The 24,938-nt window shown below is 60.6% G+C and carries 24 protein-coding genes, 1 tRNA gene and 1 other RNA gene; 16 read left to right on the forward strand and 10 right to left on the reverse strand.

Features of this window, described 5'->3' with window-relative positions; all coding sequences use genetic code 11:
* Positions 1-30: 30 nt before the first annotated feature.
* Both epsC and FH975_RS01315 read left to right on the forward strand, forming a co-directional pair.
* Positions 31-618 carry a serine O-acetyltransferase EpsC gene (gene epsC, locus FH975_RS01310; protein ID WP_153077569.1) on the forward strand — a complete coding sequence of 196 codons (588 nt, stop codon included), beginning with the start codon at positions 31-33 and terminating at the stop codon, positions 616-618.
* A gap of 13 nt (positions 619-631) precedes the next feature.
* Positions 632-781 carry a hypothetical protein gene (locus FH975_RS01315; protein ID WP_162319692.1) on the forward strand — a complete coding sequence of 50 codons (150 nt, stop codon included), beginning with the start codon at positions 632-634 and terminating at the stop codon, positions 779-781.
* A 27-nt stretch (positions 782-808) separates the two neighbouring features.
* Here FH975_RS01315 and FH975_RS01320 read toward each other — a convergent pair whose 3' ends face one another.
* Positions 809-1,567, reverse strand: a complete 759-nt coding sequence (locus FH975_RS01320; protein ID WP_235928344.1) for a YaaA family protein — start codon at positions 1,565-1,567, stop codon at positions 809-811.
* A gap of 128 nt (positions 1,568-1,695) precedes the next feature.
* Between FH975_RS01320 and rnpB the strand changes: the two genes are divergently transcribed.
* The 6 genes from rnpB to ettA all read left to right on the forward strand — a co-directional run bounded on the left by rnpB (position 1,696) and on the right by ettA (position 9,466).
* Positions 1,696-2,046: RNase P RNA component class A (gene rnpB / locus FH975_RS01325), an RNA gene on the forward strand.
* A gap of 68 nt (positions 2,047-2,114) precedes the next feature.
* Positions 2,115-3,554, forward strand: coding sequence for a glyceraldehyde-3-phosphate dehydrogenase (locus FH975_RS01330; protein ID WP_162319694.1), 1,440 nt, complete (start codon positions 2,115-2,117; stop codon positions 3,552-3,554).
* Between the two features lie 24 nt (positions 3,555-3,578).
* Entirely contained in the window at positions 3,579-5,297 is a 1,719-nt protein-coding gene (gene mptB, locus FH975_RS01335; protein WP_162319695.1) for a polyprenol phosphomannose-dependent alpha 1,6 mannosyltransferase MptB, read from the forward strand.
* Positions 5,294-6,772 (forward strand): DUF2079 domain-containing protein, encoded by a 1,479-nt coding sequence (locus FH975_RS01340; RefSeq protein WP_328821722.1) that lies wholly within the window; start codon positions 5,294-5,296, stop codon positions 6,770-6,772. Before mptB ends, FH975_RS01340 begins: the two co-directional genes overlap by 4 nt.
* Positions 6,773-6,783: 11 nt before the next feature.
* The gene (locus FH975_RS01345) at positions 6,784-7,773 is read left to right on the forward strand and encodes an acyltransferase family protein (RefSeq protein WP_162319696.1); all 990 of its coding nucleotides are present in this window, start codon (positions 6,784-6,786) and stop codon (positions 7,771-7,773) included.
* A gap of 10 nt (positions 7,774-7,783) precedes the next feature.
* Positions 7,784-9,466, forward strand: coding sequence for an energy-dependent translational throttle protein EttA (ettA, locus tag FH975_RS01350; RefSeq protein ID WP_153077575.1), 1,683 nt, complete (start codon positions 7,784-7,786; stop codon positions 9,464-9,466).
* A 12-nt stretch (positions 9,467-9,478) separates the two neighbouring features.
* Here ettA and FH975_RS01355 read toward each other — a convergent pair whose 3' ends face one another.
* The gene (locus FH975_RS01355; RefSeq protein ID WP_153077576.1) at positions 9,479-9,985 is read right to left on the reverse strand and encodes a single-stranded DNA-binding protein; all 507 of its coding nucleotides are present in this window, start codon (positions 9,983-9,985) and stop codon (positions 9,479-9,481) included.
* Between the two features lie 190 nt (positions 9,986-10,175).
* On the reverse strand, positions 10,176-10,817 hold the full coding sequence (locus tag FH975_RS01360) for a hypothetical protein (protein ID WP_153077577.1): 642 nt from the start codon (positions 10,815-10,817) through the stop codon (positions 10,176-10,178).
* Positions 10,818-10,861: 44 nt separating this feature from the next.
* Here FH975_RS01360 and FH975_RS01365 point away from each other — a divergent pair, with 44 nt between their 5' ends.
* Positions 10,862-11,875, forward strand: a complete 1,014-nt coding sequence (locus FH975_RS01365) for an acyl-CoA thioesterase (RefSeq protein WP_153077578.1) — start codon at positions 10,862-10,864, stop codon at positions 11,873-11,875.
* On the opposite strand, the gene FH975_RS01370 is transcribed toward FH975_RS01365, so the two are convergent.
* Positions 11,829-13,145, reverse strand: coding sequence for a glycosyltransferase (locus FH975_RS01370; protein WP_162319697.1), 1,317 nt, complete (start codon positions 13,143-13,145; stop codon positions 11,829-11,831). The two genes, FH975_RS01365 and FH975_RS01370, sit on opposite strands and share 47 nt — an antisense overlap.
* A 345-nt stretch (positions 13,146-13,490) precedes the next feature.
* Positions 13,491-13,871 carry a hypothetical protein gene (locus tag FH975_RS01375; protein WP_162319698.1) on the reverse strand — a complete coding sequence of 127 codons (381 nt, stop codon included), beginning with the start codon at positions 13,869-13,871 and terminating at the stop codon, positions 13,491-13,493.
* 391 nt (positions 13,872-14,262) lie between these two features.
* On the opposite strand from FH975_RS01375, the gene FH975_RS01380 reads away from it, so the two are divergent.
* Together FH975_RS01380 and FH975_RS01385 are read left to right on the forward strand one after the other, a co-directional pair.
* Positions 14,263-15,102, forward strand: a complete 840-nt coding sequence (locus FH975_RS01380; protein WP_162319699.1) for an AraC family transcriptional regulator — start codon at positions 14,263-14,265, stop codon at positions 15,100-15,102.
* A gap of 153 nt (positions 15,103-15,255) precedes the next feature.
* Positions 15,256-16,323: a methyltransferase domain-containing protein gene (locus FH975_RS01385; RefSeq protein ID WP_162319700.1), complete on the forward strand. Its 1,068-nt coding sequence runs from the start codon at positions 15,256-15,258 to the stop codon at positions 16,321-16,323.
* Between the two features lie 128 nt (positions 16,324-16,451).
* Here the strand turns inward: FH975_RS01385 and FH975_RS01390 are convergent.
* Positions 16,452-16,527 (reverse strand) — tRNA-Arg (locus FH975_RS01390).
* A 35-nt stretch (positions 16,528-16,562) separates the two neighbouring features.
* Positions 16,563-16,937: a globin gene (locus tag FH975_RS01395; RefSeq protein WP_328821760.1), complete on the reverse strand. Its 375-nt coding sequence runs from the start codon at positions 16,935-16,937 to the stop codon at positions 16,563-16,565.
* A gap of 311 nt (positions 16,938-17,248) precedes the next feature.
* On the opposite strand from FH975_RS01395, the gene FH975_RS01400 reads away from it, so the two are divergent.
* From FH975_RS01400 to pgsA, 5 genes are all read left to right on the forward strand, one after another.
* Positions 17,249-17,746: a ribose-5-phosphate isomerase gene (locus tag FH975_RS01400; RefSeq protein WP_153077580.1), complete on the forward strand. Its 498-nt coding sequence runs from the start codon at positions 17,249-17,251 to the stop codon at positions 17,744-17,746.
* Positions 17,747-17,753: 7 nt separating this feature from the next.
* On the forward strand, positions 17,754-18,695 hold the full coding sequence (locus FH975_RS16845; RefSeq protein WP_162319701.1) for an Fpg/Nei family DNA glycosylase: 942 nt from the start codon (positions 17,754-17,756) through the stop codon (positions 18,693-18,695).
* Between the two features lie 83 nt (positions 18,696-18,778).
* The gene (gene thrS / locus FH975_RS01410) at positions 18,779-20,785 is read left to right on the forward strand and encodes a threonine--tRNA ligase (protein ID WP_162319702.1); all 2,007 of its coding nucleotides are present in this window, start codon (positions 18,779-18,781) and stop codon (positions 20,783-20,785) included.
* 6 nt (positions 20,786-20,791) lie between these two features.
* The gene (locus FH975_RS01415) at positions 20,792-21,349 is read left to right on the forward strand and encodes an HIT family protein (RefSeq protein WP_328821723.1); all 558 of its coding nucleotides are present in this window, start codon (positions 20,792-20,794) and stop codon (positions 21,347-21,349) included.
* Positions 21,346-21,948, forward strand: a complete 603-nt coding sequence (gene pgsA, locus FH975_RS01420) for a phosphatidylinositol phosphate synthase (protein WP_162320030.1) — start codon at positions 21,346-21,348, stop codon at positions 21,946-21,948. Before FH975_RS01415 ends, pgsA begins: the two co-directional genes overlap by 4 nt.
* Here pgsA and FH975_RS01425 read toward each other — a convergent pair.
* The 3 genes from FH975_RS01425 to FH975_RS01435 form a co-directional block, all read right to left on the reverse strand.
* Positions 21,945-22,430 carry an SRPBCC domain-containing protein gene (locus FH975_RS01425; RefSeq protein ID WP_153077585.1) on the reverse strand — a complete coding sequence of 162 codons (486 nt, stop codon included), beginning with the start codon at positions 22,428-22,430 and terminating at the stop codon, positions 21,945-21,947. The genes pgsA and FH975_RS01425 overlap by 4 nt on opposite strands.
* Complete coding sequence (locus FH975_RS01430; RefSeq protein ID WP_162319703.1) at positions 22,423-22,758, reverse strand: ArsR/SmtB family transcription factor; 336 nt, start codon at positions 22,756-22,758, stop codon at positions 22,423-22,425. The genes FH975_RS01425 and FH975_RS01430 overlap by 8 nt, the downstream gene beginning before the upstream one ends.
* A 73-nt stretch (positions 22,759-22,831) precedes the next feature.
* On the reverse strand, positions 22,832-24,871 hold the full coding sequence (locus tag FH975_RS01435) for a M3 family metallopeptidase (RefSeq protein ID WP_162319704.1): 2,040 nt from the start codon (positions 24,869-24,871) through the stop codon (positions 22,832-22,834).
* Between the last annotated feature and the right edge of the window lie 67 nt (positions 24,872-24,938).

Here is a 24,938-nt window from a genome sequence, read left to right on the forward strand (position 1 = left end):
TGCCGCAAGGCACGTCGGAAGGAAGTAGCTTTGGGTTTCATCTCACGTCTGCGCGAAGACATCACCACGGCTCGCGAACATGACCCTGCTGCTCGGTCCAACGCCGAAATTGTGCTGGCCTACTCGGGTCTGCACGCCATTTGGGCGCACCGTGTGGCACACAAGATGTGGTCGGTCCCACCATTGAAGACACCTGCACGAGTCCTTTCGCAGGTCGCCCGCGGCCTCACCGGGATCGAAATCCATCCCGGTTCGACGATCGGACGTCGATTCTTCATCGACCACGGCATGGGTGTTGTGATCGGTGAAACTGCAGAGATCGGCGACGACTGCATGCTTTACCAGGGTGTGACACTTGGCGGCACCTCACTGGAGCAAACCAAGCGACACCCTACGCTCGGTGATGGAGTCACCGTAGGTGCAGGAGCGAAAGTCCTGGGGCCGGTTGAAATCGGAGAAAATTCAGCTGTCGGCGCGAACGCCGTGGTGGTGAAGTCGGCGCCCGCAGAATCAGTGCTCATCGGGGTTCCCGCGAAGGACCGCAAACGTCGCGAAGAAGAGCATAAGCCGCTGGTGGACCCGGCGGCCTATGCCCTGGACCCTGCTTTGTTTATCTGAGAGCCTGAAGCGTATGGGAAGCGCATGGATCGGAGTCTTGACGTACCTGTTGTTCGTGGGCGGGGGGATAATCGTCGCTGGATTGGTCCTCTACGCGGTGATCCGGGGAGCCGTGCTCTCGGCCTTAGGGGCCCATGCCGCTGAGCGCAGCATTTCTGGCTAACGTGCCATGTCACCAGGATCCAGCCTGTTAGCTGGAACTGATCAGATCAAGCTGATGCGGCCTGTTTTTCTCAGCTCGGCGGACTTCTACCTTCCAGCGCTGTGAGGCGACATGGGCGACGTCGTCGACGCTCTCCGGCCGGGAGTCAGCTCTGAGGAGCATCCCGGTGAGCTCACCGCGCGCAGCCTTAGCGAAGTGAGTGACGACCTTTCGGTGACCATCCTTCTCCATGAAATTGTTCACTGCCAGAGTCTGCTCATGCGGTGGGCGGAAAGCCTTTACGTAGGAAGCGGAGCGACAATCCACCACCAGCTGGTCTTGGACCCGCTCAGCGAGAGGCTCCGCTAGTCGGTGTCTCCAGTAAGAACCGAGGTTTCCGAGTTCAGGGAGCTTAACGTCCATAGCGCAGCGATAGCTGGAGATCCGGTCAGTGAACCCCGTCACACCGAATAGCCCTGAGAAGATCAGCACGGTGGCGGCGGCCCGCCGGAGCTGTTCAGCGTTCAGCTGGTCCGCTTCGAGGGCGTCGAAGAGCACACCTGTATAGATCTCGTATGACGGTGCTGTCGGTGCCCGATGCAGCGTGGTGTTGGCAGCCACCTCGTCCAGCACGCTCGCCCCGACCTTAAGGACCTGCTGCGCATCGTCGCGACGACTCGCAGAGATGAGGGCCTCCATCACTTGCGCACGTTGCTGGGCCAACTCAGGTAGCACTAGGGATTCAAGGTCGACGGTGGCGGCTTGAGTGTCGTTGGGAGGGGTCTTGCCCTCGCTGGGCGGAAGCATGATGAGCACCGGGACAGGGTAGCAACAGCTTGCTTGGGCCAGAAACAATGTGCTCGAGTTTCTTTTCGTTTGCAGTGTGACCCTGCCGCCACCACACGGCGGTCCGGGAGTAGGATGGGTCGAAGGGGCGGGTCGGCCAGACCATCGCGGCACCGTAGTGTCGAGGAAAGTCCGGGCTCCGCAGGGCAGGATGGTGGGTAACGCCCACTCGGGGAGACCCGCAGGCCAGTGCCACAGAAAATAGACCGCCCGTCGCTGGTCTCCAGCGCGGGTAAGGGTGAAACGGTGGGGTAAGAGCCCACCAGCGCCTCAGGTGACTGAGGCGGCTCGGTAAACCCCATCCGGAGCAAGGTCGAGCAGGATACGTTCGAGGGCTGCCCGCCCAAGTATCCGGGTTGACCGCTTGAGGTCCGCGGCAACGCGGTACCCAGATGGATGATGGTCCACGACAGAACCCGGCTTATCGGCCGGCCCGCCCCGCAGGCTTGTATAGAGTAGACCAGTCAGCAAGACAAAGACGTCTTAGTCGAAAGGACTTCAATCCTCTATGTCCGCCGTGAGCATACACCTCAATGAATGGATTGACCGCGAAGCCCAAGCAGAGGCCATGATCCCTCTGATCGGTCGGCTCTACCGCGAAAATAACGTGGTCACCAGCATTTACGGGCGCCAACTGGTCAACCAATCCGCGATTGACATTTTGAAGGCCCACCGATTCGCCCGTCAGGTGGATGAAGTTGAACTTCCGATTGCTGAGACGCTCCCGCTGATCCAGGCACTCGACACGTTGGACTTGGGTGCTGCGAGTATCGACATCGCCCGGCTCAACAACCGCTTTAAGGCATCGAAGGCCTCTGGCCTCGAGGCCTTCCTCAGAGACGAGCTCGCCGACGTGGTGGGGAAAAAGGGGCAGGGACGGGCTGAGCCTCAGGATGTGGTGCTCTACGGATTCGGGCGTATTGGTCGCCTTCTGGCTCGGATTATGGTCGGCCATGCCTCTTCAGCCACAGGGCTGCGGCTGCGGGCGATCGTGGTTCGGAAGGGGAAGGACAACGACCTTGCCAAACGCGCCTCGCTGCTGCGCAGAGATTCAGTCCACGGACCCTTTGCCGGTTCGATCCGGGTCGATGAAGAGAACTGCGCCATCATTGCCAATGGCACGTATATCCAAGTCATCTATGCCTCGACCCCGGAAGAGATCGACTACACCGCCTATGGCATCAAGGACGCTGTGGTGGTGGACAACACCGGCATCTGGCGCGATCGGGAGGGTCTGAGCAAGCACCTGCAGTCCACGGGCACTGGCCGGGTGCTGCTCACTGCTCCGGGCAAAGGAGACATCAAGAACATCGTCTATGGGGTCAACCACTTACAGATCGACGACGACGCCGCGCTTCTCTCAGCGGCCAGCTGCACCACCAACGCCATCACCCCGGTCGCGAAACTGATGCAGGATCACTACGGAATTGACCACGGACACGTGGAGACCGTTCACTCTTACACCAATGACCAGAACCTGATCGACAACTTCCATAAGGGCGAGCGGCGAGGACGATCCGCGGCGCTGAACATGGTGCTCACCGAGACGGGCGCTGCCAAAGCAGTAGCCAAGGCGTTACCTGAACTTGCAGGCAAACTTTCTGGCAACGCGATTCGCGTCCCCACCCCTGATGTGTCCATGGCGATCCTGAATCTGGAGTTGCAACGAGCTACGACCAAGGATGAGCTCAACGCGTTTCTGCGCAAGCAGTCCTTGGAAGGGCCCCTACACTCACAAGTCGACTACATCGATTCCGCCGAGGTGGTTTCCACCGATTTTGTTGGATCCACGGCCGCAGGCGTGGTGGACGGTTTGGCTACAATCGTCAACGGCAAGCAAGCCATCCTCTACGTCTGGTACGACAACGAGTACGGCTATTCCGCTCAGGTGGTGCGTGTGCTTGAGCACATCGCCCAGTCCGAGCCGCCCAAGTATCCGCGAGTCTGAGCAGCACAGTGGTAGTTTCTTCAGGTGCCCAGTCTTGCCGCACCCGTAGGCGACGCTGAGAAGCCCCACCTGAGAACGCCGGGAATCCCACGCGCTCTCCTGCAGGGGTTCCTCGGCTCTCTTCTGGTGCTCTTCGGCTCCTTCGGCGTGGGCTGGCTCGCCAACGGGTCAGACATCAACCGTTGGTTCTGGGTCATCCCATTACGCACCGAACCCTGGGGTGTGACCGTCTCCACGGTGGCGCTAACGCTCGGATGCTGGGTGATGTTCCACGCTTGGCTTCTGGTGGGCCGCGCGCTGAGGGAAGCCGACCGGGGGATCTGGCAACCAGGCAGCCTACGTCTCGTCAATATCGCCACAGCGGTGTGGGCTGTACCCCACCTGTTCTGTGTGCCGATCTTCTCCCGGGACGTCTTCGCCTACCTCAACCAGGGACGTCTGGTGCTCGCAGGCGGAGACCCATACCAGGAGGGGGTGTCCCAACTGGAGAACTGGTTCCATTTCGGCACAGATCCCATGTGGGCCCAATCGGAGACCCCCTACGGCCCCATGTTTCTATGGATCGAAGCCGCGGTCATGTGGGTGACCAATAATCATGTCGACACGGCAGTTCTGCTTTTCCGAATGGCATGTGTCGCCGGCGTCATCCTGATCATGATCTATGTACCCAAACTCGCAGAGCACTACGGGGTGCACGGCGGACGTGCACAGTGGCTGGCATGTGCCAACCCGCTGTTCATCATCAGCTTCATCTCTAGTGCGCACAACGACGCTCTCATGATGGGGTTCGCACTGGCTGGGATCTATGCTGCTGCGACCGCGGACAGACACTGGTCCAGGGGAGTCCTTGCCACACTTCTGGTGACGGTGTCGGTGGGAATGAAGATCATCTCGCTCGTCCTGCTGCCCTTCGTGGCGCTACTGTGGGCTGCTGCCAGAAATGACCGTGAGATCGGCTGGTGGAGCAGGTTCACGTACTGGTTTTTCACCGCCGGAATAGCCGGCGTAGTTCTCCTGGGCGTGGGTTGGATCAACGGTTATGGGGTCCGATGGTTGATGGTGCTCGCCGGTACCGGCGATACGGGCAAGTCATTTTGGTCCCCACTGGGGATCATCGACGACACGTTGACGAATATCCTCAACGCTTTCGGTCAGGATGCCGATTGGACGTTGGATGCTCTCAGGCTGGTGGGCCGGCTGGCCAGCGTGCTCATAGTGGTGGCACTGATGTTCCTGGGCCGGGACCGACACATCATGCAACGTATGACATGGGCGTTTGCTGCACTCGTTGTGCTGTCTCCCATTATTCACCCGTGGTATCTGCTGTGGCTGCTACCCCTGTTCGCTGTGGTAGGCATCCGAAACGACTGGCAGACCAAGTGGGTCATTTTCACCGTCGGGTTCTTCATCTGTTACGGCGCCCAGGACCAGTTGTCAGTCTGGGAGTTCCTCAACCTTGATCAAGAGATGCTTCGGCTGTCACTTGCCACCTCAGTGGTGAGTATGACTGTCATTGCGCTTCTGCCCTCGGGTCGCTGGGTGTGGACGCGTGGGTGGTTGGCTACCCCCATCCTTTTCCGACTTCCTGGGCGCAGCCAGACCTATGCGCTGCACACCTATGAACACATCCACCTGGAGCCTCTCGCCTCTGACCGGGGGGAGAGCCCAGTAGCCCACACTGCGGAGCAGCTGCACACTGGGCAACTGCCGGTGACTGGTCCCCAGCGTAGGTCCTCGCAGTGACCCGGGGCTCGGCGAGACACCTCCTCGGAGTGGCTGCCGTGATGGCCGCTTTTGCGGCCCTTTACCTCACCCACTCCTTCCTCCGATTCCGCAATTTTGAGGCCCGGGGCTATGACCTCGGAATCTTCGACCAGGCGGTGCGCCGCTACGCACAGTTTGATGCGCCCATCGTCCCAATCAAAGGGGACGGCTTCCATCTCCTCGGTGATCACTTCCATCCGATCATCGCGCTACTCGCACCTCTCTACTGGCTTTGGGACGACCCGCGAGTCCTGAACATCGCGCTAGTAGCACTGCTGGTGTCGGCTGCTGTTCCGGTGTATTTGGTAGTCCGTGGGTGGTTCAGTCACCGCGTGGGCCTGCTGGCAGCTGCGGCCCTATTGGCTGGGTGGCCCTTTCAAGCCTTTATTGACTGGGACTTTCACGAGATTGCTTTTGGAGTGCCGATCCTCGGATGGGTCATCTGGGCGCTGGAACGTCAGAGACCCTGGACTGTTGTTGTTCTGGCTTCGGTGCTGCTGCTGGTGCGCGAAGATATGGGAGCCACCTGTCTAGCCATCGCTGTGGTGCTGCTGATCAGGCGGTACTGGGTTCAGGCTGGTGTCCTCGCCATTTTGGGCCTCGTCGGACTCTGGGTAGCAGTCGGCGTCGTTATTCCCCACTTTGCCCCGGATGGCGAATTCTCCTACTGGGACTACACAGCGCTGGGCCCAAGTGCCGGTGCCGCAGCTGTCTTTCTACTGACTCAACCGTGGAATGCGCTGCCGATCCTGGTGGATCATCCGTTGAAGGTTGCACTGCTCACTGCGCACCTGGTGCCACTGTGGCTGTTGCCGCTCGCCTCGCCCTACACGCTCATTGCGCTGCCCATGCTCCTGTCCAGGCTTTTCAATGACAGGCTAACCGTTTGGGGACTTGTTTATCACTATGATGCGGCCTTGGCGGTGATCTTCCTCCTGGCTGCTTTCGACACACTGCGGAGGATCCGCCGTCGCCCCAACAGCCAGAGGACTTTCCTACCTGCGGTCGTGCTTCCTGCGAGCCTGATCGTCTTGTCACTCGTGGGCGGTGCCGTGATGCAGTTCGCCACGGAGCGTGAGAACCATATCTTTCCGCTGCATTGGACCTACACCGGACAGGATTGGCAGATGACCGACCGCGCTGAGGCTCATCAGCGGGCGGTGGATCTCATCCCAGATGGTTCATGTGTCGAGGCTGCAGATACTGCAGTTCCGCATCTGACTGACCGTTCTTATGTGGGCTTGGCGGGCACCATTGATGAAGCGCGAGTGAACTGGCTCATCATCGACAGCTGGGCGGAGGAGCTGGGGGGCAATGACCCTCTCACTCCTGAGGAGGCCTTCGAGCGCGCCGAACGGTTAGGGTTCGAGGCGGTCACGCGGGACGATGAGGGCCTCTGGGTGTTTCACCGCGACATCACCAATGACCCGACCTGTACTGATTTCGTGAACTAGTCTTGTTCCCCGTGAAAGCTCAAGCCCCACGGATGCAGTGGATGGATTTCCTGCGCGGTCTCGCCGTGTTGCTGGTGGTCGTCCTGCACGCCAATAGCCAGAACATCGCCGGTGCAAGCGTTGAGTGGTGGGCTGATGTCAACCGCTACTTGACGCCTTTCCGTATGCCACTGCTGATGTTCATGTCCGGGATGCTCCTCTACCGGTCTCTGGCGAAGCCGCTGCCGCTCTACATCTGGGGCAAGGTTGCTGCAATCGCCTGGCCTCTTGTCATGTGGCTGTGCCTTTATGGGTTCTTCGTCCGCGGAGGCATCGGTGTCCCTAACATCTTAGAGTGGGCGTTCCATAGGGACTACTTATGGTTCCTGATGGCGCTGCTGCTCTGTTACACAGCGGCGATGGTGTTCAAGCCTCTGGTAGCTCGTGCGCCGACGGGCCATAGTTGGGCCTATCTAGCTATGTTCGCAGCCATGATCGGCACCTATGTCTCGACGAACGCCGTCCACGGCGGCCTGCTGGGCAGCACGTTCTGGTATGGGGCGTTCTTCTTTCTCGGTGCCTGGGCTACGCCTCAGGTTAACCGCTGGGTGAGAATGCCCTGGTTCCTCATCCTTCCGCTGACCGTTGCGGTAGCCGTGTTCGCCCATATGGGAGTCGATGATCGCAGTCTCCGGATCGGTTCGCTGACAGCCGCCGGCATCTCTGTACTGGGAATTTCAGTGGTCATATGGCTGGCACCTCGACTGCCACGGACACGAATGGTCCGATTCGTGGAGTGGTGCGGTCGGAGCTCAGTGGTCGTCTATGTGGCGCATTTCCCGATAATTGTGCTGCTCAGAGATCACGTTTTCTCACGAATGGACCTCACGGCTGGTATTCAGGTGATCTTCATGACAGTGATTTCATTGGTCCTCACCATAGCTCTAGTCTGGGCGCGGCCGTGGACGGCGTGGCTGTACGTGATGCCTCGACACCAACGAGTCGCTGCCAAACTCCGATAGGCTTCTGAATATGGCTGAATTCATTTACTCGATGGTAAAAGCACGCAAGAAGGTGGGCGACAAGGTCATCCTCGATGACGTGACGATGTCCTTCTACCCGGGAGCTAAGATTGGTGTGCTGGGCCCCAATGGGGCCGGTAAGTCGACGATCCTGAAGATCATGGCTGGGATGGACGAGCCCTCCAACGGTGAGGCCCGGCTCAGCCCGGGGTACTCCGTGGGCATCCTTCAGCAGGAACCTCCGTTGAACGAGGACAAAACTGTTCTGGGCAACGTCCAAGAGGGCCTAGGTGATATCTACACCAAGGTGGTTCGCTATAACGAAATCAGCGATGAGATGGCTAACCCGGACGCTGACTTTGAAGCGTTGATGGAAGAAATGGGCAAGCTGCAGGAAGAAATCGACGCCGCCAATGCGTGGGACATCGACTCTCAGCTTGACCAGGCTATGGACGCCCTGCGTTGCCCGCCCGGAGATGAGTCAGTCACACACCTCTCCGGTGGTGAACGACGCCGCGTGGCGCTGTGTAAGCTCCTGCTGTCCAAACCAGACTTATTGCTGCTGGACGAGCCGACAAACCACCTGGACGCAGAGTCGGTCCTGTGGTTGGAGCAGCACCTCGCCTCCTACGAGGGTGCTGTCCTTGCTGTGACGCACGATCGGTATTTTCTGGACCACGTCGCCGAGTGGATCTGCGAGGTCGACCGTGGCCGGCTCTACCCCTACGAAGGCAACTACACGACGTACCTGGAGAAGAAACAATCCCGCATGCAGGTCCAGGGCAAGAAGGACGCCAAACTTTCCAAACGGCTGGCGGAAGAACTTGAGTGGGTACGATCCAATGCGAAGGGTCGCCAGGCGAAATCCAAGGCGCGGCTGGCCCGCTATGAAGAAATGGCCGCCGAAGCTGAGCGGACCAAAAAACTCGACTTTGAAGAAATCCAAATCCCGCCCGGGCCCCGGCTCGGAACCCAGGTCATCGAGTCCAAGAACCTGCAGAAAGGTTTCGGGGACCGCATACTCATTGACGGGCTCTCCTTCTCTCTGCCCCGCAACGGTATTGTCGGCGTGATCGGGCCCAACGGTGTCGGCAAGTCCACGTTGTTCAAGACCATCGTAGGTATGGAAGATCTTGACGGCGGAGAACTCACCATCGGCGACTCGGTCAAGATGAGCTATGTGGACCAGTCACGTGCCGGTATCGACGCCGATAAGAGCCTCTGGGAGGTCGTCTCCGACGGCTTGGACTTCATCAAAGTCGGCAACGTGGAAATGCCCTCGCGGGCCTACGTCTCATCTTTCGGGTTCAAGGGCCCTGACCAGCAGAAGCGCGCTGGAGTCCTCTCCGGCGGCGAACGCAACCGCCTGAACCTGGCTCTGACACTGAAGCAGGGAGGCAACCTGCTTCTGCTTGATGAGCCCACCAACGACCTTGACGTCGAGACGCTGAGTTCGCTGGAGAATGCTCTTCTGGAGTTCCCCGGCTGCGCCGTTGTCATCTCCCACGACCGTTGGTTCCTGGACCGCGTAGCCACCCACGTGCTTGCCTGGGAGGGTACTGAAGAGAACCCCGCCAACTGGTATTGGTTTGAGGGGAACTTTGAGTCTTACACCCAAAACAAGGTCGAGCGCCTCGGTGCCGACGCAGCACGGCCTAGCCGGGTCACCCACCGGCGCCTGACCCGCGACTGAGCCGCGGACTTCTTAGGCTGCGCTTTGAAGGGCGGTTTCCCCCTCCCAGATCGCTGACGATACCGCGTCCTGGTGGTCCGGTGGCGTTGATTCCCCTTCCGGAGTCTCGTCACCGGCTGCGGGGTTCGGTGTCTCTTCCTCGGTAGGGGTGGGGCCGCTGCGGCTAACCTTGCGGTACTGCGTGGTCCCGAACTTCAGGTCGTGGCCGACACTCTGGGCACTGATCTCGATCTCGGCACCGGAGTCATTCTGGTCTGTTGTCCATGTGCGAACCTTGGGCCGCCCGACGACCACGGCCGGGTCGCCTTTGTGCAGCGAATCCGCGACATTGAGGGCAAGCCGTCCGAAACAAGCTACGGTGTACCAATTAGTCTCCCCGGACGTCCATTCGCCGGTCTGACTGCTGCGCCACCGAGGTGTAGCACCTAATCTGAACGTGGCCACAGGGTTTTCGGAATCGGGATTCTTCACCTCGGGTGTAGTGCCGGCGAAGCCCCGCACAGTGATGGATTCAGTCATGCCAATGATCACTCCTTATGTCCCACGGCCAGACTTTGAGCAGAGCCGGGGCGGGCCGTGACTAAGCGCATCCGACTCATATGTCGAGTCTGCGAGATGAAGTCACTGGACAGAGTGTTCAAGCCAGCCGCTGTGGACCGCCCGGTGTGGCACTCGCTCGTTCACTTCTCTGTGGATGATCCCGGAGCTTTTAGGAAGAGCGGGAGAGGATAAAACCGCCAGCCGATGTCAGCCTCACCCACTTGCCGTGGGTATGGATTGTGCTTGTGGCGTCCTCGGTATCCTGCAAGAAGCCCATTGACAGAGCGCCAAAAGCCGCTCCCTTAGGCATTCTGTGCTCGAGGGGAAGGCTCCAGACGTGTTCGCGGACTTGTTCGACCACATGCGGGCCGGCTGTCTGGGGCACGGCCTCGGCCACCTCTGTGATGCCCTCCTCAGCCGCCTGACGAAGATCAACGTCCCTCACGGAGCCTCGCAATTCCCAGCCGCTGCGTGGCGGGGTGACGGCAGCCCACGGAGCGTTGAGGCGACTCGGGGGCAGTGGGAGAGTGGTCTCGGCTGGGTTCATTCGCGCTAGCCGCTCCGTGACGGACGACAGTTCCACCGTGACGTCGGCCACGGACTCTTCGGCCAGCGCCATGGTGCGTAGTCCAAGTACTGCGGGGATCCGGGAGGTCAGCGTGGAGGGCGTCATCACAGGCAACCAAGCAGCCAGGACCTTCCCCACGGCTTGCAACCGGATCCCCTGTTCGTTGATTCGGCGACCGCGCGAAATGTAGGTGTTTAGGTCCTGGAGGATGGCTGCTTCGGCAAAGTGAAGGTGCTGGGTCATAGGATGTTCATTGTTTCATGCACAGACAGATGAAGGAGCCGGCGATGGCGGAACGAGAGTACCGAGTCCCGACCCCAGATGAGGCAGTCGACCGGTTGGTCGGGATGCTTGATCTGGAAGAGCTGCCGGACGACGGGGGGAGCGAGGACCGGTTCATAGCTCCCGTGTTCGAGCAGGCATTCTGGCGGGTCTTCGGCGGCCAGGTCCTGGCTCAGGCCACGACTGCTGCTATGCGCACAGTAGAGCCGGGGCGTGTGGTCCATTCCGTTCACGGGTACTTTCTGCGACCCGGAGACGCCACGAAACCTATCGAAGTGCGAGTCGAGCGGCTGCGTGACGGTGGATCATTCTCAGCCCGTCGATCGCAGGCATATCAGGACGACACACCCATCCTGTCGATGATCGCTAGCTTCCAGAGACCCTCGGGGGGGCCAGTTCACCAGGATGCGATGCCGGTCGCTGTCCCAGATCCTGAGGAACTTCCGACTCCGGAGGAGCTGCTGGGCCATATCAACCATCCTGTGATGAGAGAGTGGGGGCGCGGGCGTCCGTTCGAGCTTCGACACATTGATCGGCCCATCTACCTCGAGGCTGACCGTGACCGGCGTCCGGCGTCAGCAGTGTGGATGAAAACCAAGGCCCCGCTTCCTGATGACCCCAATGTTCACCGGGCGGCAATCCTCTATGCGTCTGACTACACACTCCTGGAGCCTGTCCTGCGGCAGCACGGATACTACTGGGCCAAACCCGGGATGAAGATTGCTTCTCTCGATCACGCCATGTGGTGGCATCGCCCGGCCCGTGCTGATGAATGGTTACTGTATATCAAGGACAGCCCTTCCGCGCAGAGTTCGCGTGGCCTGGGGACCGGAGCGATCTACACTCGCGCCGGAGAGTTGGTGGCTACAGTTGCTCAGGAGGGTATGATCCGTCCGCCGCAAGGGCTCAAATCGATGTTACGGGAGAAGGTCCAGCAGCGTGCTGTGTCATCGGGCAAGGCCCAGAGAGAGCTCAATCAGAAGTACAAGGCTGCTTGGCGATCGAGGTATATGGGCTGAGCGCACTCGCGTATGCCTGAAGTGCTTGCAGCGCTGTGGAGTCCCAGGAGTAGCTTTGTGCTAACTGCGCGGCGGCCTCGCTGAACGCCTTCCATTGGGTCCAGTCGCTGACCAGTCGCTGGATGGCTGCCGCCCATTGGTCGGGATCGAGACTGTCAATGAGCATGCCCGTAGCACCATGGTCTACAAGTTCGGCCAAACCTCCCACATTGTGAGCCAAGACGGGCGTACCGCACGCCTTGGCCTCCAATGCGACCAGTCCAAAGGACTCACTGTAGGAAGGGACAAGGAGGGCGTCCGAAGCGCGGAACAGTTCCGCCAAATCCGGGTGGGGGAGCGGTTTTCTCAGCGCAAGGATGTCGGAGATTCCTTCCTTCTCCGCCAGTTCCGCAATGTCGACACTGTCGAGTCCAGATTGTCTGCCCGCCACGGTGAGCTCCACTCTGAGACCCGGCAGCAGCGTGCGCAGCCTGCTGACTGCTGCCACGGCTACTTGGGGGCCCTTGTGAGGTTGAAGCCGCCCAGCGAACGTTAGGCGTAGTGGCCGGGGGTTGGGCGGCTCATCCCGGGGATCAGCGCCTGTAGGAGGGTGGAACGTCTCTAGTGCTGTACCTGGCTGGACCATGGCTATGCGCCGCACTGGCAGCTCAAAGATTCGCTGCAGGTCTTCGGCCTCTCGGCGCGTGTTGGCCGTCAGAGTGGAGGCAGTCGCTGTGATGAGCTGCTCTGCTTCATGCCGGCGGGGATCTTCTGCGGCGGTGGGGTCCCGCTCCTTCTTGACCGCTCCGATGGTGTGCATTGTGTGGACGAGCTTGGCGTCCAGTGACGCCGCGAGGCTTATCCCTGCAAGCCCAGAGATCCAATAATGCGAGTGCACCAGGTCTACGGGCTGAGAATCAGCTTCTAGGAGCGAGGCAAGAGCACGTGCCGAGAGATCCTCGATGCATTGCAACAGCCGCGATTTGTCCTCACGGCACCGTTTACACACGCGCAGGACATGGACCCTTAGCCCCGGTTGGAGGGTGCGGACCCGGTCTCTGGCCTCGTCTTGGAAGGCTGAGCCGTCCTCTCTGCAACCACCGTCTAGGTCGGTGGTGACAATGTCCACCGTGGTGCCCCTTTTCGCCAAGGCATGTGCCAGTTCGTTGACGTAGACGTTCAGCCCACCGGCGTCACCGGTACCGGCTTGAGCCAGAGGTGACGTGTGAAGACTGAGCATGACCACACGTCGGGCCGCCGTCTGGGAGGCGGCTCCGGACTCTATGGGCATGCGGTGCTTTCGACGACGTTGGGGATCACGGTGGCCCGAGAAGAGATTCGAACTCTCCGGACTGAGTGAGTCTACCACCACCGTATCCCGTGCAAATAAAGGGAAGTAGGCCGATTTGGGCGGTATGTATGGGCCACACGTTTACAGCGGCATAGAGGCCATAGGGCGGCATGGTGGTCCCGAGCGGGATCAACCTAATGTGACGCGATTATGACAGAGCAGTCTTCCCCATTGCGTGCCTGGAGCCTGCGCGGCAGGCGATCGGCCTCGGCCCAGTCTGAGATAACGTCCTCGTTCGTCGAGTTCACTGATGGAAACCGCAACGTCCGGCGCACCCTTGAGGGGTTAGCGGTCGCAGTTGAGCAGGGAGTAAGTAGTCTTGGATCTGTCCCAGGAATTATTACTGTTAGTGATTTCCGTACGTTCGTAAATGTCACATCCGCGCACAGCCGCATCCGAAATCTCACTTGGCCACTGGAGTGTGTAGGAGGCGCCGCAAGCGGCTCCCCAGCCTGCTGGTAAGCCTTTGCAGAGGATGCTGACAAGTGAGCCCTGATTCTGCATCTGCTGTACCTCGTTGTGGCTGATATAGGTCGTCACCACGCTGGCAGAGTCCGGGCTACCGCCACCTTCATACACAGTCGCATTTGCTGGGGTGCCGACGGCCAGAACTGCACCGCCACTGAGTACTGCAGTAGCCGCCATCGACATGATGCGCTTCTTCACGAATCTCAACTCCATCACTTGTTATAACCATATTGTGTCCAGCTCGCGGGCTGGATAACCAAGACACTATGGCTTAGAAATTACAAGGACAACGAAAACTCCAACTTTCATACCAAACGTTTACTGTGTGATCAGAAAGACATAAGGTGGCGAGTCCGGCCTCTAGAGTGCCCTTCTCGTCCACGGACGATCTGCATGAGGGGGAGCGGCCCTGAGGGGACAGGCGGGATCACCCGCGAGCTCGGCAGAGGTGAAGTTACTCGGCGGCACAAACTCGGACGCCGATGGCACCCGACAGTAGCGGGCATGGATTGTCGTACATGGCGGCGATGGTTCTTCTACCGTTGGTGTATCGAAGAGAGGACTGGGTTTGGAACGTTGGAACCAAGCGATGAGCGCCATTGAAGAACACCTCGATGGAACCCTTGACGTGCCCAAGATTGCCCGATCGGCACTGACGTCGGAATACCACTTCCGAAGAATGTTCTCCGCCCTATCGGGGATGCCCTTGTCGGAGTACGTACGTCGGCGGCGCCTGACAGTGGCAGCGGCTGCCGTGGTCGAGGGGCGTGAGTCCGTACAGGACATAGCGGTTCGTTTCGGCTACGGGTCGGCTGATGCCTTCGCTCGCGCATTCAAAGCGATGCACGGGGTCGGGCCCGAGGAGGCTCGCCAGCCGGGAGTCACATTTCGGTCCCAGTCCCAGTTGTCCTTTCACCTCAGAGTCGATGGGAGTCGAGACATCGAATACCGCATTCTCACCAAGGACGCGTTTCGGATCGTCGGCATGAAAACAAGCATTCCGCTGGTCAAAGAAGGACGTAACGGAGCGATCGCCGCATTCGAAGCGAGTATCAACGATAAGGACTACGAACGGATTGGCGCGCTATGCGACCAGGAGCCCTCAGGAGTTCTCGCCGTTTGTGACAATTTTGACCAGACACACATCGATGGCACGGACCTCGACTACTACGTAGCGGTGACCACCAGCCTTCCTACTCCTACCGGGCTCAGCGGAATTGATGTTGCTGCGGGAAGCTGGGTCGTCTTCCACACGGCCGGGCCGTTTCCCGAGACGCTCCAGCAGCTCTGGACCCAGGCATACAGCGAGTGGTTTCCCTCGAATCCTTATCGGTTGGCGCCTGGTCCGGAAATTGTCCGCGCCGATCTCCGCGAGGACGACAACTATGCAGAGGCTGAGCTCTGGTTCCCCGTGGAGCCGACATCATGACCCACCCTCTCCGGTATGTGGAAGGGATGACAAGCATGTTCTTCTTACTCGGCTAGCACTCCGCTAGCCACACGCTTGAGGCTCCGCGCCCGCGGCTAGCGATGCGGGAGCAGTCGTCCGTCAGCTCCCGAACGCTGACCGGAAGAACTTGTCATGCCTTCTACGCGCGCACACACTGCGCTTACGCCCCGTTTGCTGCCGCCTGGCTCGAAGGTCGTCGTACGCGCCACGACCGGCCTCGAACAGGTCCTTGTGTCCGAGATCGCCGAAACAGGTCATACGGTCGAGGCGGTGTCGAAACGGCAACTGATCGTTTCGCCCGCCAACGCCTCCCTGCTGAGCCACCCGCCTCGTTTGGCCGACGACCTCTTCCTCCTCGCCGCCGAAGCCCCTGACCCGGGGGTTACGCGTGCTGCCCTGTCCCGGGTCGCCGAAGCCCTCCACTTCGAGGGCCCACAGCTCGCCCTGACCACGCCGACGGTTTTCGCGGTGTCGGCGTCATTCATCGGACGCCGGAACTATTCGCGCTTCGATATTGAGGATGCGATCGGTCGGCGGTTGTCTCGTCAGGGCATTGGTTCCTACTTCTCTCGTCGCGATGGGGCAAGACCACCACATGGTGCCGCGCAATGGCGGATCACCCTCGATGGCACCACGATGCGCCTGGGCGTCCGTCCATTCGCCGCTCCGCTACACCGTCGCCCATGGCGCACCCGTACCGTTGTCGGCAGCGTGCACCCACCGGTCGCAGCAGCCATGGCACGCCTGGCCAACATCCAAGACCACCACGTGGTTCTCGATCCCTGTTGCGGCGCGGGTACTGTTCTCCTCGAAGCTCACGCCCAACGACCTGCGGCCACATTCGCTGGACGAGACATTGACTCCCGCGCCATCGCCGCAGCCGAACACAACGGCTCCGGTCTCCGCATCAGCTGGAGCCTCGGCGATGCGGGCAACACCCAGGAGGCTCCAGGAACTGTTGACCGCATCATTGTGAACCCACCTTGGGGTGTCCGCCGGCATGCGGGTGACCTCGAGGGCTTCCTCAGCGAGTGGCACAGAATCATGCACCCCAACGGGTTGCTCGTCGCGTTACTTGACGAATCTCAGGAACCGGCACTCGCGGCGGATCCGAGCTGGAGGCTAGCTTCCACCTACCCGCTGAGTCTCGCAGGCAGGCACCCTCGAATCTTCCTCGCCCGCCCCAATACGATCCGCTGACTCATACAGCTCCGCCTCGGGGCCCGGTTTGAAGGTGCCTCCGGCTGCGCTTATGGATCACCCGCCAGGCAGCAGGTGAAACAGGGCACCTCAAGCCCTAAATCTCGCTGCTGTGAACGACGATGCGCTGGTGCCCGAGGAGGGATTCGAACCCCCGACCGGCGGATTAGAAGGCCGCTGCTCTATCCCCTGAGCTACTCGGGCATGGATCGCAGGCGATCCGACAGTACATCCTACCGTCAGCTATTGACCATCGAGTGCGCGGCACGTTCCAGGTAGTCCCACAGCTCAGCTTCGTGCATCGGCGACAGCTCTGCGGCCTTCACCGCGTTGTGCATGTACCTCAACCACGTGTCGCGGGCAGTGGCATCGACTCGGAAGGGCATATGCCGCATGCGCAGGCGAGGATGTCCGCGCTGGGCCTGGTAGCGGCGTGGTCCGCCCCAGTACTGCTCCAGGAACATCAGCAGCCGTTCCTTGGCGGGGCCGAGATCTTCCTCTGGATACAGCGCCTTGAACTCAGAATCCTCGGCCACCTGGTCGTAGAAGACATCAACGATCTTCTGGAATGTCTCGCGGCCACCCACCTGGGCGTAGAAGCTGCGCGGGTCCACGGCGTCCGGATTCTCCTCCTGCGGAACAGGGCGCCCATCAGGTCCCGGCATATGTCCCAGGTCCTTCGGCAGGGGAGGACCAGGCTGGTGGGGGACAGCCGGTCCGTCCGTAGCTCCCGGGCGCCCGGTCACCCGGGAGGCAGGCTTACCGGCTGGCCGGACTGTTGCTATTGGGGCCCCTAGCCGGCGGGAGAATTCAGGCAGCTGCGGTTCCTGAGGGGCGGAGGCGTCATCGTTCTGCTCGTCGGTCATAGTCCCTTCAGCATATGATGGTCAGCGCTTGTTCCCGAAGTTGTCAGAGAGGGTTGACCATGCGCGTCCACATAGCCACCGACCACGCCGGTATGGAAGTTTCCGCGCACTTGGTCCAGCAACTCACCGCCCAAGGTTATGAGGTCATCGACCACGGGCCCCGCGAATACGACGCCCAGGATGACTACCCAGGCTTCTGCCTGCGCGCAGCGGAGGCGGTCGCTGAGGACTGGAGACACCACGACGACGCCGCAGCACCGGACTCAGCCCCTGCGCTGGGTATTGTGCTCGGCGGCTCCGGCAACGGTGAGCAGATCGCTGCAAATAAGGTCACCGGAATCCGGGCAGCCTTAGCGTGGAACCGAGAGACGGCGAGATTGGCACGGGAACACAACAACGCCAATGTGGTCGGCATCGGCGGACGGCAGCACAGTCTTGATGAGGCCGCCGGCATCGTAGAGGAATTCTTGACGGCGAGCTGGAGCGGCGACGAACGGCACTGCCGGCGCATCGGCAAGATCCGCCACTACGAAACCACCGGCGAAATCCTGGACTGAGTCCGCTGTGCCCGAAGGTCACACTATTCACCGGCTCGCTGGGCGGATTCAAAAACTGTTTGTTGGTCAGACGTGGCAGGTCAGCTCGCCACAGGGCCGCTTTGCCGCCGGGGCCGCCCGCTTGACGGACCGGACACCCAATCGGGCTGAAGCCTGGGGCAAGCACCTCATCGTGCACATCGACGCGGACATCTGGCAGGTGCACTTAGGGCTCTACGGGTCGTTCGGGTTCCGCGGCGACGACCACTTTGTCACAGCTGATGCGCTGGGGGAGGAGCGGCCTGTCTCACGGGTGGCCGCTCCGCAGTATGACGACGCCGGGTGGATCATTCCGGATGCTCCCAAGGGAGCTGTCCGAACCAGAATTCACGTGCCCCACGGGTGGGCGGATCTGCGCGGTCCGGTCAAGTGCCGGCTGCTGAACCCCATGCAGTATGAGGTGCTGATGGGACGGCTCGGACCTGACCCTTTGTGTCAGGCTGAAGGGAAGATCGATTCCCGCATGGTCGGCAGGTTTCAGAGCAACCTGGAACGACGCCGCATCAGCATTGCCGCTGCCCTCATGGACCAGGGTGTGATCGCCGGGGTAGGTAACATCTACCGGGCAGAATCATTGTTTGTGGAACGCATCGACCCGGACCTTCCGTCACAGGAGCTCAATGCTGAGCAGATTCTCGCGCTGTGGACCACGATCAGCAAGCAGCTGCACACCGGTGTTCGCGAAGGCTCCATCCGCACTCTGCGGCCAGAGGATCCCGAGCTGGGACTTCGCGGAGCGAACGTCCATGGTGACCCGCGGGGCCGGGCCCAGAATGCTGGCGCATCGGTACGCGGCCATTGGGTTTACCGGCACCAGGGCACACCGTGTCTGCGGTGTGGGCACACAATCCTCATGCGCGAACTGCAGGGACGTCGGCTCTACTGGTGCCCCGGCTGCCAAAAGAGGTAACGGCGCCGTCGTCGTGGGCCACGGCTAGCGCGTAGAATCGCGTGGTCAGTGTTTTCCACCAACTGTAGGAGATTCGAAGACTCGTGTCCGAGCAGATCAGCATCACCCTCAATGGCGCACCTACGACCCTTGAGGCGGGCACTACAGGCAGCACCCTCTTCGAAGACTCACCCACAGTTGTGGTGATGAAGGTCGGCGGTGAGCTCTGGGATCTCTCCCGTGAGATACCCGACGGCGCTGCCATTGAGCCTGTCGAGATCTCAGCGGAGGACGGGCTCAACGTCCTGAGGCACTCCACCGCACACGTGATGGCTCAGGCAGTGCAGCAGCTCTTCCCCGGCTCAAAACTGGGAATCGGCCCCTATATCACCGATGGCTTCTACTTCGACTTCGATGTGGAGCACCCCTTTACGCCGGATGATCTGAAGAAGATCGAAAAGTCGATGCAGAAGATTATCAACCAGACCCAGACTTTCGAGCGTGAGGTCGTCACGCTTGACGAAGCCAAAAGTCGAATGGCTGATGAGCCGTACAAGCTGGAACTGCTGGGCGTGCGCGACGAGGCGGAAGAAGCCGCAGAAGGTGCCGCTATGGAAGTCGGCGGCGACACCATCACCCTCTACCACAACGTCGACAGACGCGGGGAGCGTGTCTGGACCGACCTCTGCCGTGGTCCCCACCTGCCGCATACCAAGCTGATCGCTAACGCGTACTCTGTCATGCGTGCGGCCGGCGCCTATTGGCGGGGCAAAGAGACCAACCCGCAGCTGCAGCGTCTCTACGGCACGGCCTGGCCCACCAAGGAAGACCTCAAGGCCTACAAAGAACGCCTAGCCGAGGCCGAACGACGCGACCATCGCCGGCTGGGTAAGGAGCTGGACCTCTTCAGCTTCCCCGATGACATCGGTTCAGGCCTCTCTGTGTGGCACCCCAACGGAGGCATTCTCCGCGGAGAGATGGAACAGCACGCTCGACGCCGCCACCTCGCGGCCGGGTACAGCTACGTCTATACCCCGCACATCACCAAGCGAGACCTCTTCGAACGCTCCGGCCACATACCTACCTATGAAGAAGACATTTGGCCGCCCATCAGGATGGACGAGGAGCGCGACGAGGCAGGTAACGTCACGAAGCAGGGTCAGGAGTACTTCCTGAAGCCCATGAACTGCCCCATGCACATCCTGATCTACAAGGAACGCGGACGCAGCTACCGCGACCTGCCGATGAAGCTCGCCGAAAACGGCACGGTATACCGCAATGAACGCTCCGGAGCGTTGCACGGGCTGACCAGGGTGCGCGGCTTCACCCAGGATGACGCCCACCTCTTCGTCACTGCAGACCAGCTCGAGGATGAAATCCAGGGTGTCGTTGAGTTCGTGATTTCTCTGTTGCGGGACTTTGGTCTGGAGAATTTTGAGCTGGAACTGTCCATGAAGGATGAGGAAAAGTCTAAGTGGATAGGTTCAGACGAGCACTGGGAGGCTGCGACGAACGCGCTGCGCAACGTCGGCCGAAACTCAGGTCTAAAACTCACTGAAATTCCGGGTGAAGCGGCATTCTACGGTCCCAAGATCGACCTCAAAGTCACCGACGCCATCGGTCGAAAGTGGCAGTTGTCGACTGTGCAGGTCGACCTGAACCTTCCTGAGCGGTTCGAGATGGAGTACACCGCCGCAGACGGCACAAGGCAGCGCCCGATCATGATCCACCGGGCGCTCTTCGGCTCCATCGAACGTTTCGCTGCCATCCTCCTGGAGCACTACGCCGGAGCGTTCCCTGCCTGGCTTTCCCCGGTGCAGGTCCGCGGCGTTCCCGTGGCCGAGCCGTTCAATGACTACCTCGCTGATGTAGTGAATCAGCTGAAGCGTCTAGGCGTGCGCGCCGAGCTGGATGATAGTAGCGAACGCTTTCCCAAGAAGATCCGCACAGCATCGAAGGACAAGGTCCCGTTTGTGCTGATTGCCGGGGGAGACGACGCCGAGGCGGGTGCGGTCTCCTTCCGCTTCCGTGACGGCAGCCAGGAGAACCAAATCCCCATCGATGAGGCGATCGAGCGGATTGTGCGGGCGATCGAGAGCCGGGAAGCCTGAATCAGCGTGGCCGAGCCCCAGTACCAGGACGCATCAGAACTGGCCGGGGTGCCTGATGCCTTCCAACGGTTGTGGAACCCACACCGTGCTGCTTACCAGACGCGCGGTCAGGATCAGGTCACCCATGAAAACAACTGTCCCTTCTGTCAAGGGCCGCAGCGCAGTGATGAGCAGTCGCTGATCGTTCACCGTGGGGTCACCTGCTTCGTCCTGCTGAACCTCTACCCCTATAACCCCGGGCATCTGCTGGTCTGTCCCTACCGGCACATCCCTGACCTGACTGATCTGCAAGAACAGGAAGCCGGCGAATTCATCACCTTGGCGCAGACCGCCATGGAGGTGCTTCGCCGAGTCGCCCAACCTGCCGGTTTTAACTTAGGGATCAATCAGGGCAAGGTGGGCGGCGCAGGTATCGCCGCCCACCTGCATCAGCACATCGTTCCGCGATGGGGCGGGGACACGAACTTCTTGCCTATCGTGGCCCAAACGAAGAACCTCTCCGCCACCCTCGGAGAGACACGACGCCTGGTGGCTGAAGCCTGGGCGGAGGGAGCTGGCACCTGATGCTCCGGTACTTGCGTACGTTCTTCTCTGCCGTCTTCACCCCCCTTGCCCGGTTCTTGCTGAGATTGGGCCTGACGCCCAATGCGGTGACGGTGATCGGAACAGTGGGAGTGAGCCTTGGGGCCCTGATCTTCTATCCCTTGGGGCAGCTGTTCTGGGGCACTGTGATTATCACGCTGTTCGTCTTCAGCGACCTTGTTGACGGCCTCATGGCACGGCTCGGAGATAAGAGGAGCGAAATCGGCGGATTCCTGGACTCCGTCTTCGACAGGATCCAGGACAGCGCCGTCTTCCTGGGTTTGATGCTGTGGTTTTTCGGCACCGGTGACGACTACTGGATCGGGGTGGCTGCCGGCATCTGCCTCATCCTCGGGCTGCTGGTTTCCTATATTCGAGCCCGAGCAGAATCTCTTGGCTATGACGCCAACACCGGAATCGCTGAACGACCCGAGCGGATGGTGCTGACCCTGGTCTTCACCGGATTCGTCGGTCTCGGCGTGCCACAGACAGCGCTTCTAGTCGTGCTGACGCTTCTTGCAGCCGCTTCTTTAGTCACCGTCATTCAACGGATCACGACGGTCGTCCGCCAGTCCCGCTAGGCGCCCGCGGTGGTCATAGGCTTACCGGTTTCTAGCAGCGTCTTGAGGCTGGAGAGCTCCCATGGCCACCCACCGCCGCCATTTTCAACATTTCCGTTGCCCGCAACGTCCTTAGCGGTGCCCGGTGACTGCGGAAGTTCGTGTGTCAAGGTCACCCGGGTCAGGCCCGAGGGTCCTTCGACGATCTCGTAGGTGAGCCGGCTCGGCGGCTCGTCATGCCAGACGGCTGACCAATCCAAGACCAGCTTGTTCGGCGGATCGGCCTCCACCACTGTCCCGGTAACCGCCACCTCGCCCATGCCCATCTTCTTCATCACATCAGTGGTCAGATGACGCAAAGCCCCGCCGGGCACGAGATCAATCTCGATGTCGCCGCCGTATCCGTATTGGTTGCTGTACTCGGAGGAGGTCAGGGCTGCCCAGACCTTCTCCGCGGGGGCATCGATGTAGATGCCGTGGACCTGTGTGCTCAGATCATTCATGGTGATTCTCTGCTCTCTGTTTCAGATTCGTGAGTGCCCGCACCTGAGACTCGGTGTACTTGTCGATCCACCTGTCGTAGATCACACGGATGGGTACGGGGTTGAGGTAGTGCAGCTTCTGGCGTCCTTGTTTGCGAACAATCACGAGATCGGCGGCTTCGAGAACCTTCAGATGTTTTGAGACACCGAAACGTGACATATCTGTGTGGCCTGCCACGATCTCCTCCAAGGCGCCCAGAGACTGGCCGCTCTGTTCGTGCAGGGCGTCCAGCATGAGACGGCGGGTGCTGTCTGCTAGAGCCTTGAAGACGAGATCCTGATCGGTCACAATCACACAATAGGTGACTATTTAGTCACGTGTCAAGAGGTGGGTATCCAACACTACTCAGCGCATCTGCGGCTCATCGAGAGTCTCCCGGGCGAGGAGCAACGGCCTCCGGAGCCAAAGTCCGTAGGAGCGGTTCGGGATCGGGATCCCGGCCCAGCGCTGCGCGGAAGGAGTCAAGCGGATCACGAGTATTGCCTCGGGCGAGTAGTTCATGGCGGAAATGGGCGCCCCTCTGGGCCAGGGCGGCGTCGTCGGTGAGAACCTCTCGGAACCACTCATTGGCATCCTCAGCCAACACCTCAGCCCACAAATACGAGTAGTACCCTGCGGCATAACCTGCACTGGCAAAGATATGTTTGAAGCAGCCGCCGTGATAGCGCGCAGGCACCAGCGGCAGGTCGAGACCCCAGTTGGCCACCACGCGCTGCTCAAATCCTTGGGGATCTTCAGCGGCTGTCTCAGCCTCAGCGGGGGAGAGCGTGTGCCAGGCGAGATCGATCACCACGGCCGACACATGCTCTGCGGTGGAAGTGCCCTTGCCCCAGAGCTGATCCTCTGACGGCACTGTCCCGGCAGGCACCGGGTCACGATAGAGCTCCTGAAAGACCTCGTTGACCTGCGAGGGAAACTCCACGTTGTCTCGGGGAACGGCAGTCCCGGAGAGCTGTGGAAACTCAGCGACGGCCAAGAGTGCGTGCAGCGCGTGTCCGAACTCGTGAAAGAGAGTGCGCTGCTCCCCCTTACTCAGCATTGTCTGCTCGCCTACCGCCGGTGGGGCGACGTTCATGTTATTCGTCACAACAGCATGCGAGCCCGCAAGCGAGGACGGAACGGAGAAGCCGTTCATCCAGGCACCGCCCGATTTGGTGGATCGGGAGTAGACATCAAGCAGGAAGAGGCCGAGTCCAGAACCTGGCGTTGTGGCTTCACCGTCGAACACCTCGAAGCTGCGGGCACCTGCAACGTACCCAGGCAGATCATCTCGTTCCACCACAGTGATGCCATAAGTGCGGCGAGCGGCGTCGAAAAGCCGGTGCAGCGCATCATCCAGAGAAAGGTCAGCAGAGGCTGTGCCGTCGTGCTGCCTCTGGCGAACTTGTTCGATCCCGAACGTCACATCCCAGGGTTCGGGCTCGTACCCCAAATACTCAGCGATACGCCGGGCTTCCTTCTCGGCACGGTCCGTGGCCTCCGCGGCAATTCGGCGCAGCATAGACTCCACAGCGTTACGACTCGGTGCGGTACGCAGCGGCAGTACGGATTCCATAAAATTCTCATATCCCAATAACCTGGCCTTCCGGGCGCGCAGCACCGCGATCCGGCTGCCGATTTGCCGGGTGGTCCGACCGTCGGCACCAGCCAGCGAACCGCGACCCACGGAGGCTTGGTGCACCTTTCTGCGCGTGGCGCGATGCCTCAGGGAGCTCAAGACCGGCTGTTGGGCCGGCATGGTGAGGTGCAGGAGATACCCGGAATCGTGACCTGCCTGCAGAGCTGCTGTGCGCGCTGCGGAAATTTTGCTCGCACTGAGGCCAGTGAGCTCCTCAGCCGACTCGATGAAGACCGCAGACTGCGCGGCCTCGTGGACCTGGAGGCGCGAATACGCGGTTTCCTCTTGTGCTAATTGCTGGTTGAGGGCCTTAAGCTGCTGCTGGTCTGCATCGCTGAGATCTGCACCGGCCACTGTGGATTTCAGGATGAGCTGATCCAGGAACCACCTCTGCTCCGCAGTCGACTCCTCCTGACCGGAAGCGATACGTTCTTGGAGCTGCCGGAAACGGGCGAACAGTCCGGGATGCAGAGTGAGCCAGTCTGTATGAGCGGCTATCATCGGTGCGGCCTCGGTGCGTACCTGTTGTCGCGCCTCGGTACCGTCGGCGGCGACCACGACGCCGAAGGCACGCTGCAATCGGTCTAGTTCTTTGCCGGAGAGCGCAAAGGCGCGCAGAACATTGCTCACGGTGGCCGGCTCAGCCGTAGCGGCGATCTCCTCCACCCGGGTTCTCTGGGCTTCTATGGCGGCTTCACGCGCGGGGGCCCAGGCGGCGTCGTCGACCGTGGTCATATCCGGATAGTCATAATCCAGCGTCCGCGTCCAAGGTGTCTCTGCCACAGCATCTCCTTCGTTACGAGTAGTCTGGAAATCAGACTACCGAAACGTTGCCTGTTGCAACCAAAAT

This window comes from Nesterenkonia haasae (assembly GCF_010119385.1).
GTDB lineage: Bacteria > Actinomycetota > Actinomycetes > Actinomycetales > Micrococcaceae > Nesterenkonia > Nesterenkonia haasae.

Excerpts from the sequence above, each read along its gene's own strand:
- FH975_RS01315 (WP_162319692.1), top strand. The coding sequence starts at position 632 with ATGGGAAGCGCATGGATCGGAGTCTTGACGTACCTGTTGTTCGTGGGC.
- FH975_RS01320 (WP_235928344.1), bottom strand. The coding sequence starts at position 1,567 with ATGCTTCCGCCCAGCGAGGGCAAGACCCCTCCCAACGACACTCAAGCC.
- FH975_RS01330 (WP_162319694.1), top strand. The coding sequence starts at position 2,115 with ATGTCCGCCGTGAGCATACACCTCAATGAATGGATTGACCGCGAAGCC.
- ettA (WP_153077575.1), top strand. The coding sequence starts at position 7,784 with ATGGCTGAATTCATTTACTCGATGGTAAAAGCACGCAAGAAGGTGGGC.
- FH975_RS01355 (WP_153077576.1), bottom strand. The coding sequence starts at position 9,985 with ATGACTGAATCCATCACTGTGCGGGGCTTCGCCGGCACTACACCCGAG.
- FH975_RS01360 (WP_153077577.1), bottom strand. The coding sequence starts at position 10,817 with ATGACCCAGCACCTTCACTTTGCCGAAGCAGCCATCCTCCAGGACCTA.
- FH975_RS01365 (WP_153077578.1), top strand. The coding sequence starts at position 10,862 with ATGGCGGAACGAGAGTACCGAGTCCCGACCCCAGATGAGGCAGTCGAC.
- FH975_RS01370 (WP_162319697.1), bottom strand. The coding sequence starts at position 13,145 with ATGCCCATAGAGTCCGGAGCCGCCTCCCAGACGGCGGCCCGACGTGTG.
- FH975_RS01380 (WP_162319699.1), top strand. The coding sequence starts at position 14,263 with ATGAGCGCCATTGAAGAACACCTCGATGGAACCCTTGACGTGCCCAAG.
- FH975_RS01385 (WP_162319700.1), top strand. The coding sequence starts at position 15,256 with ATGCCTTCTACGCGCGCACACACTGCGCTTACGCCCCGTTTGCTGCCG.
- FH975_RS01400 (WP_153077580.1), top strand. The coding sequence starts at position 17,249 with ATGCGCGTCCACATAGCCACCGACCACGCCGGTATGGAAGTTTCCGCG.
- FH975_RS01425 (WP_153077585.1), bottom strand. The coding sequence starts at position 22,430 with ATGAATGATCTGAGCACACAGGTCCACGGCATCTACATCGATGCCCCC.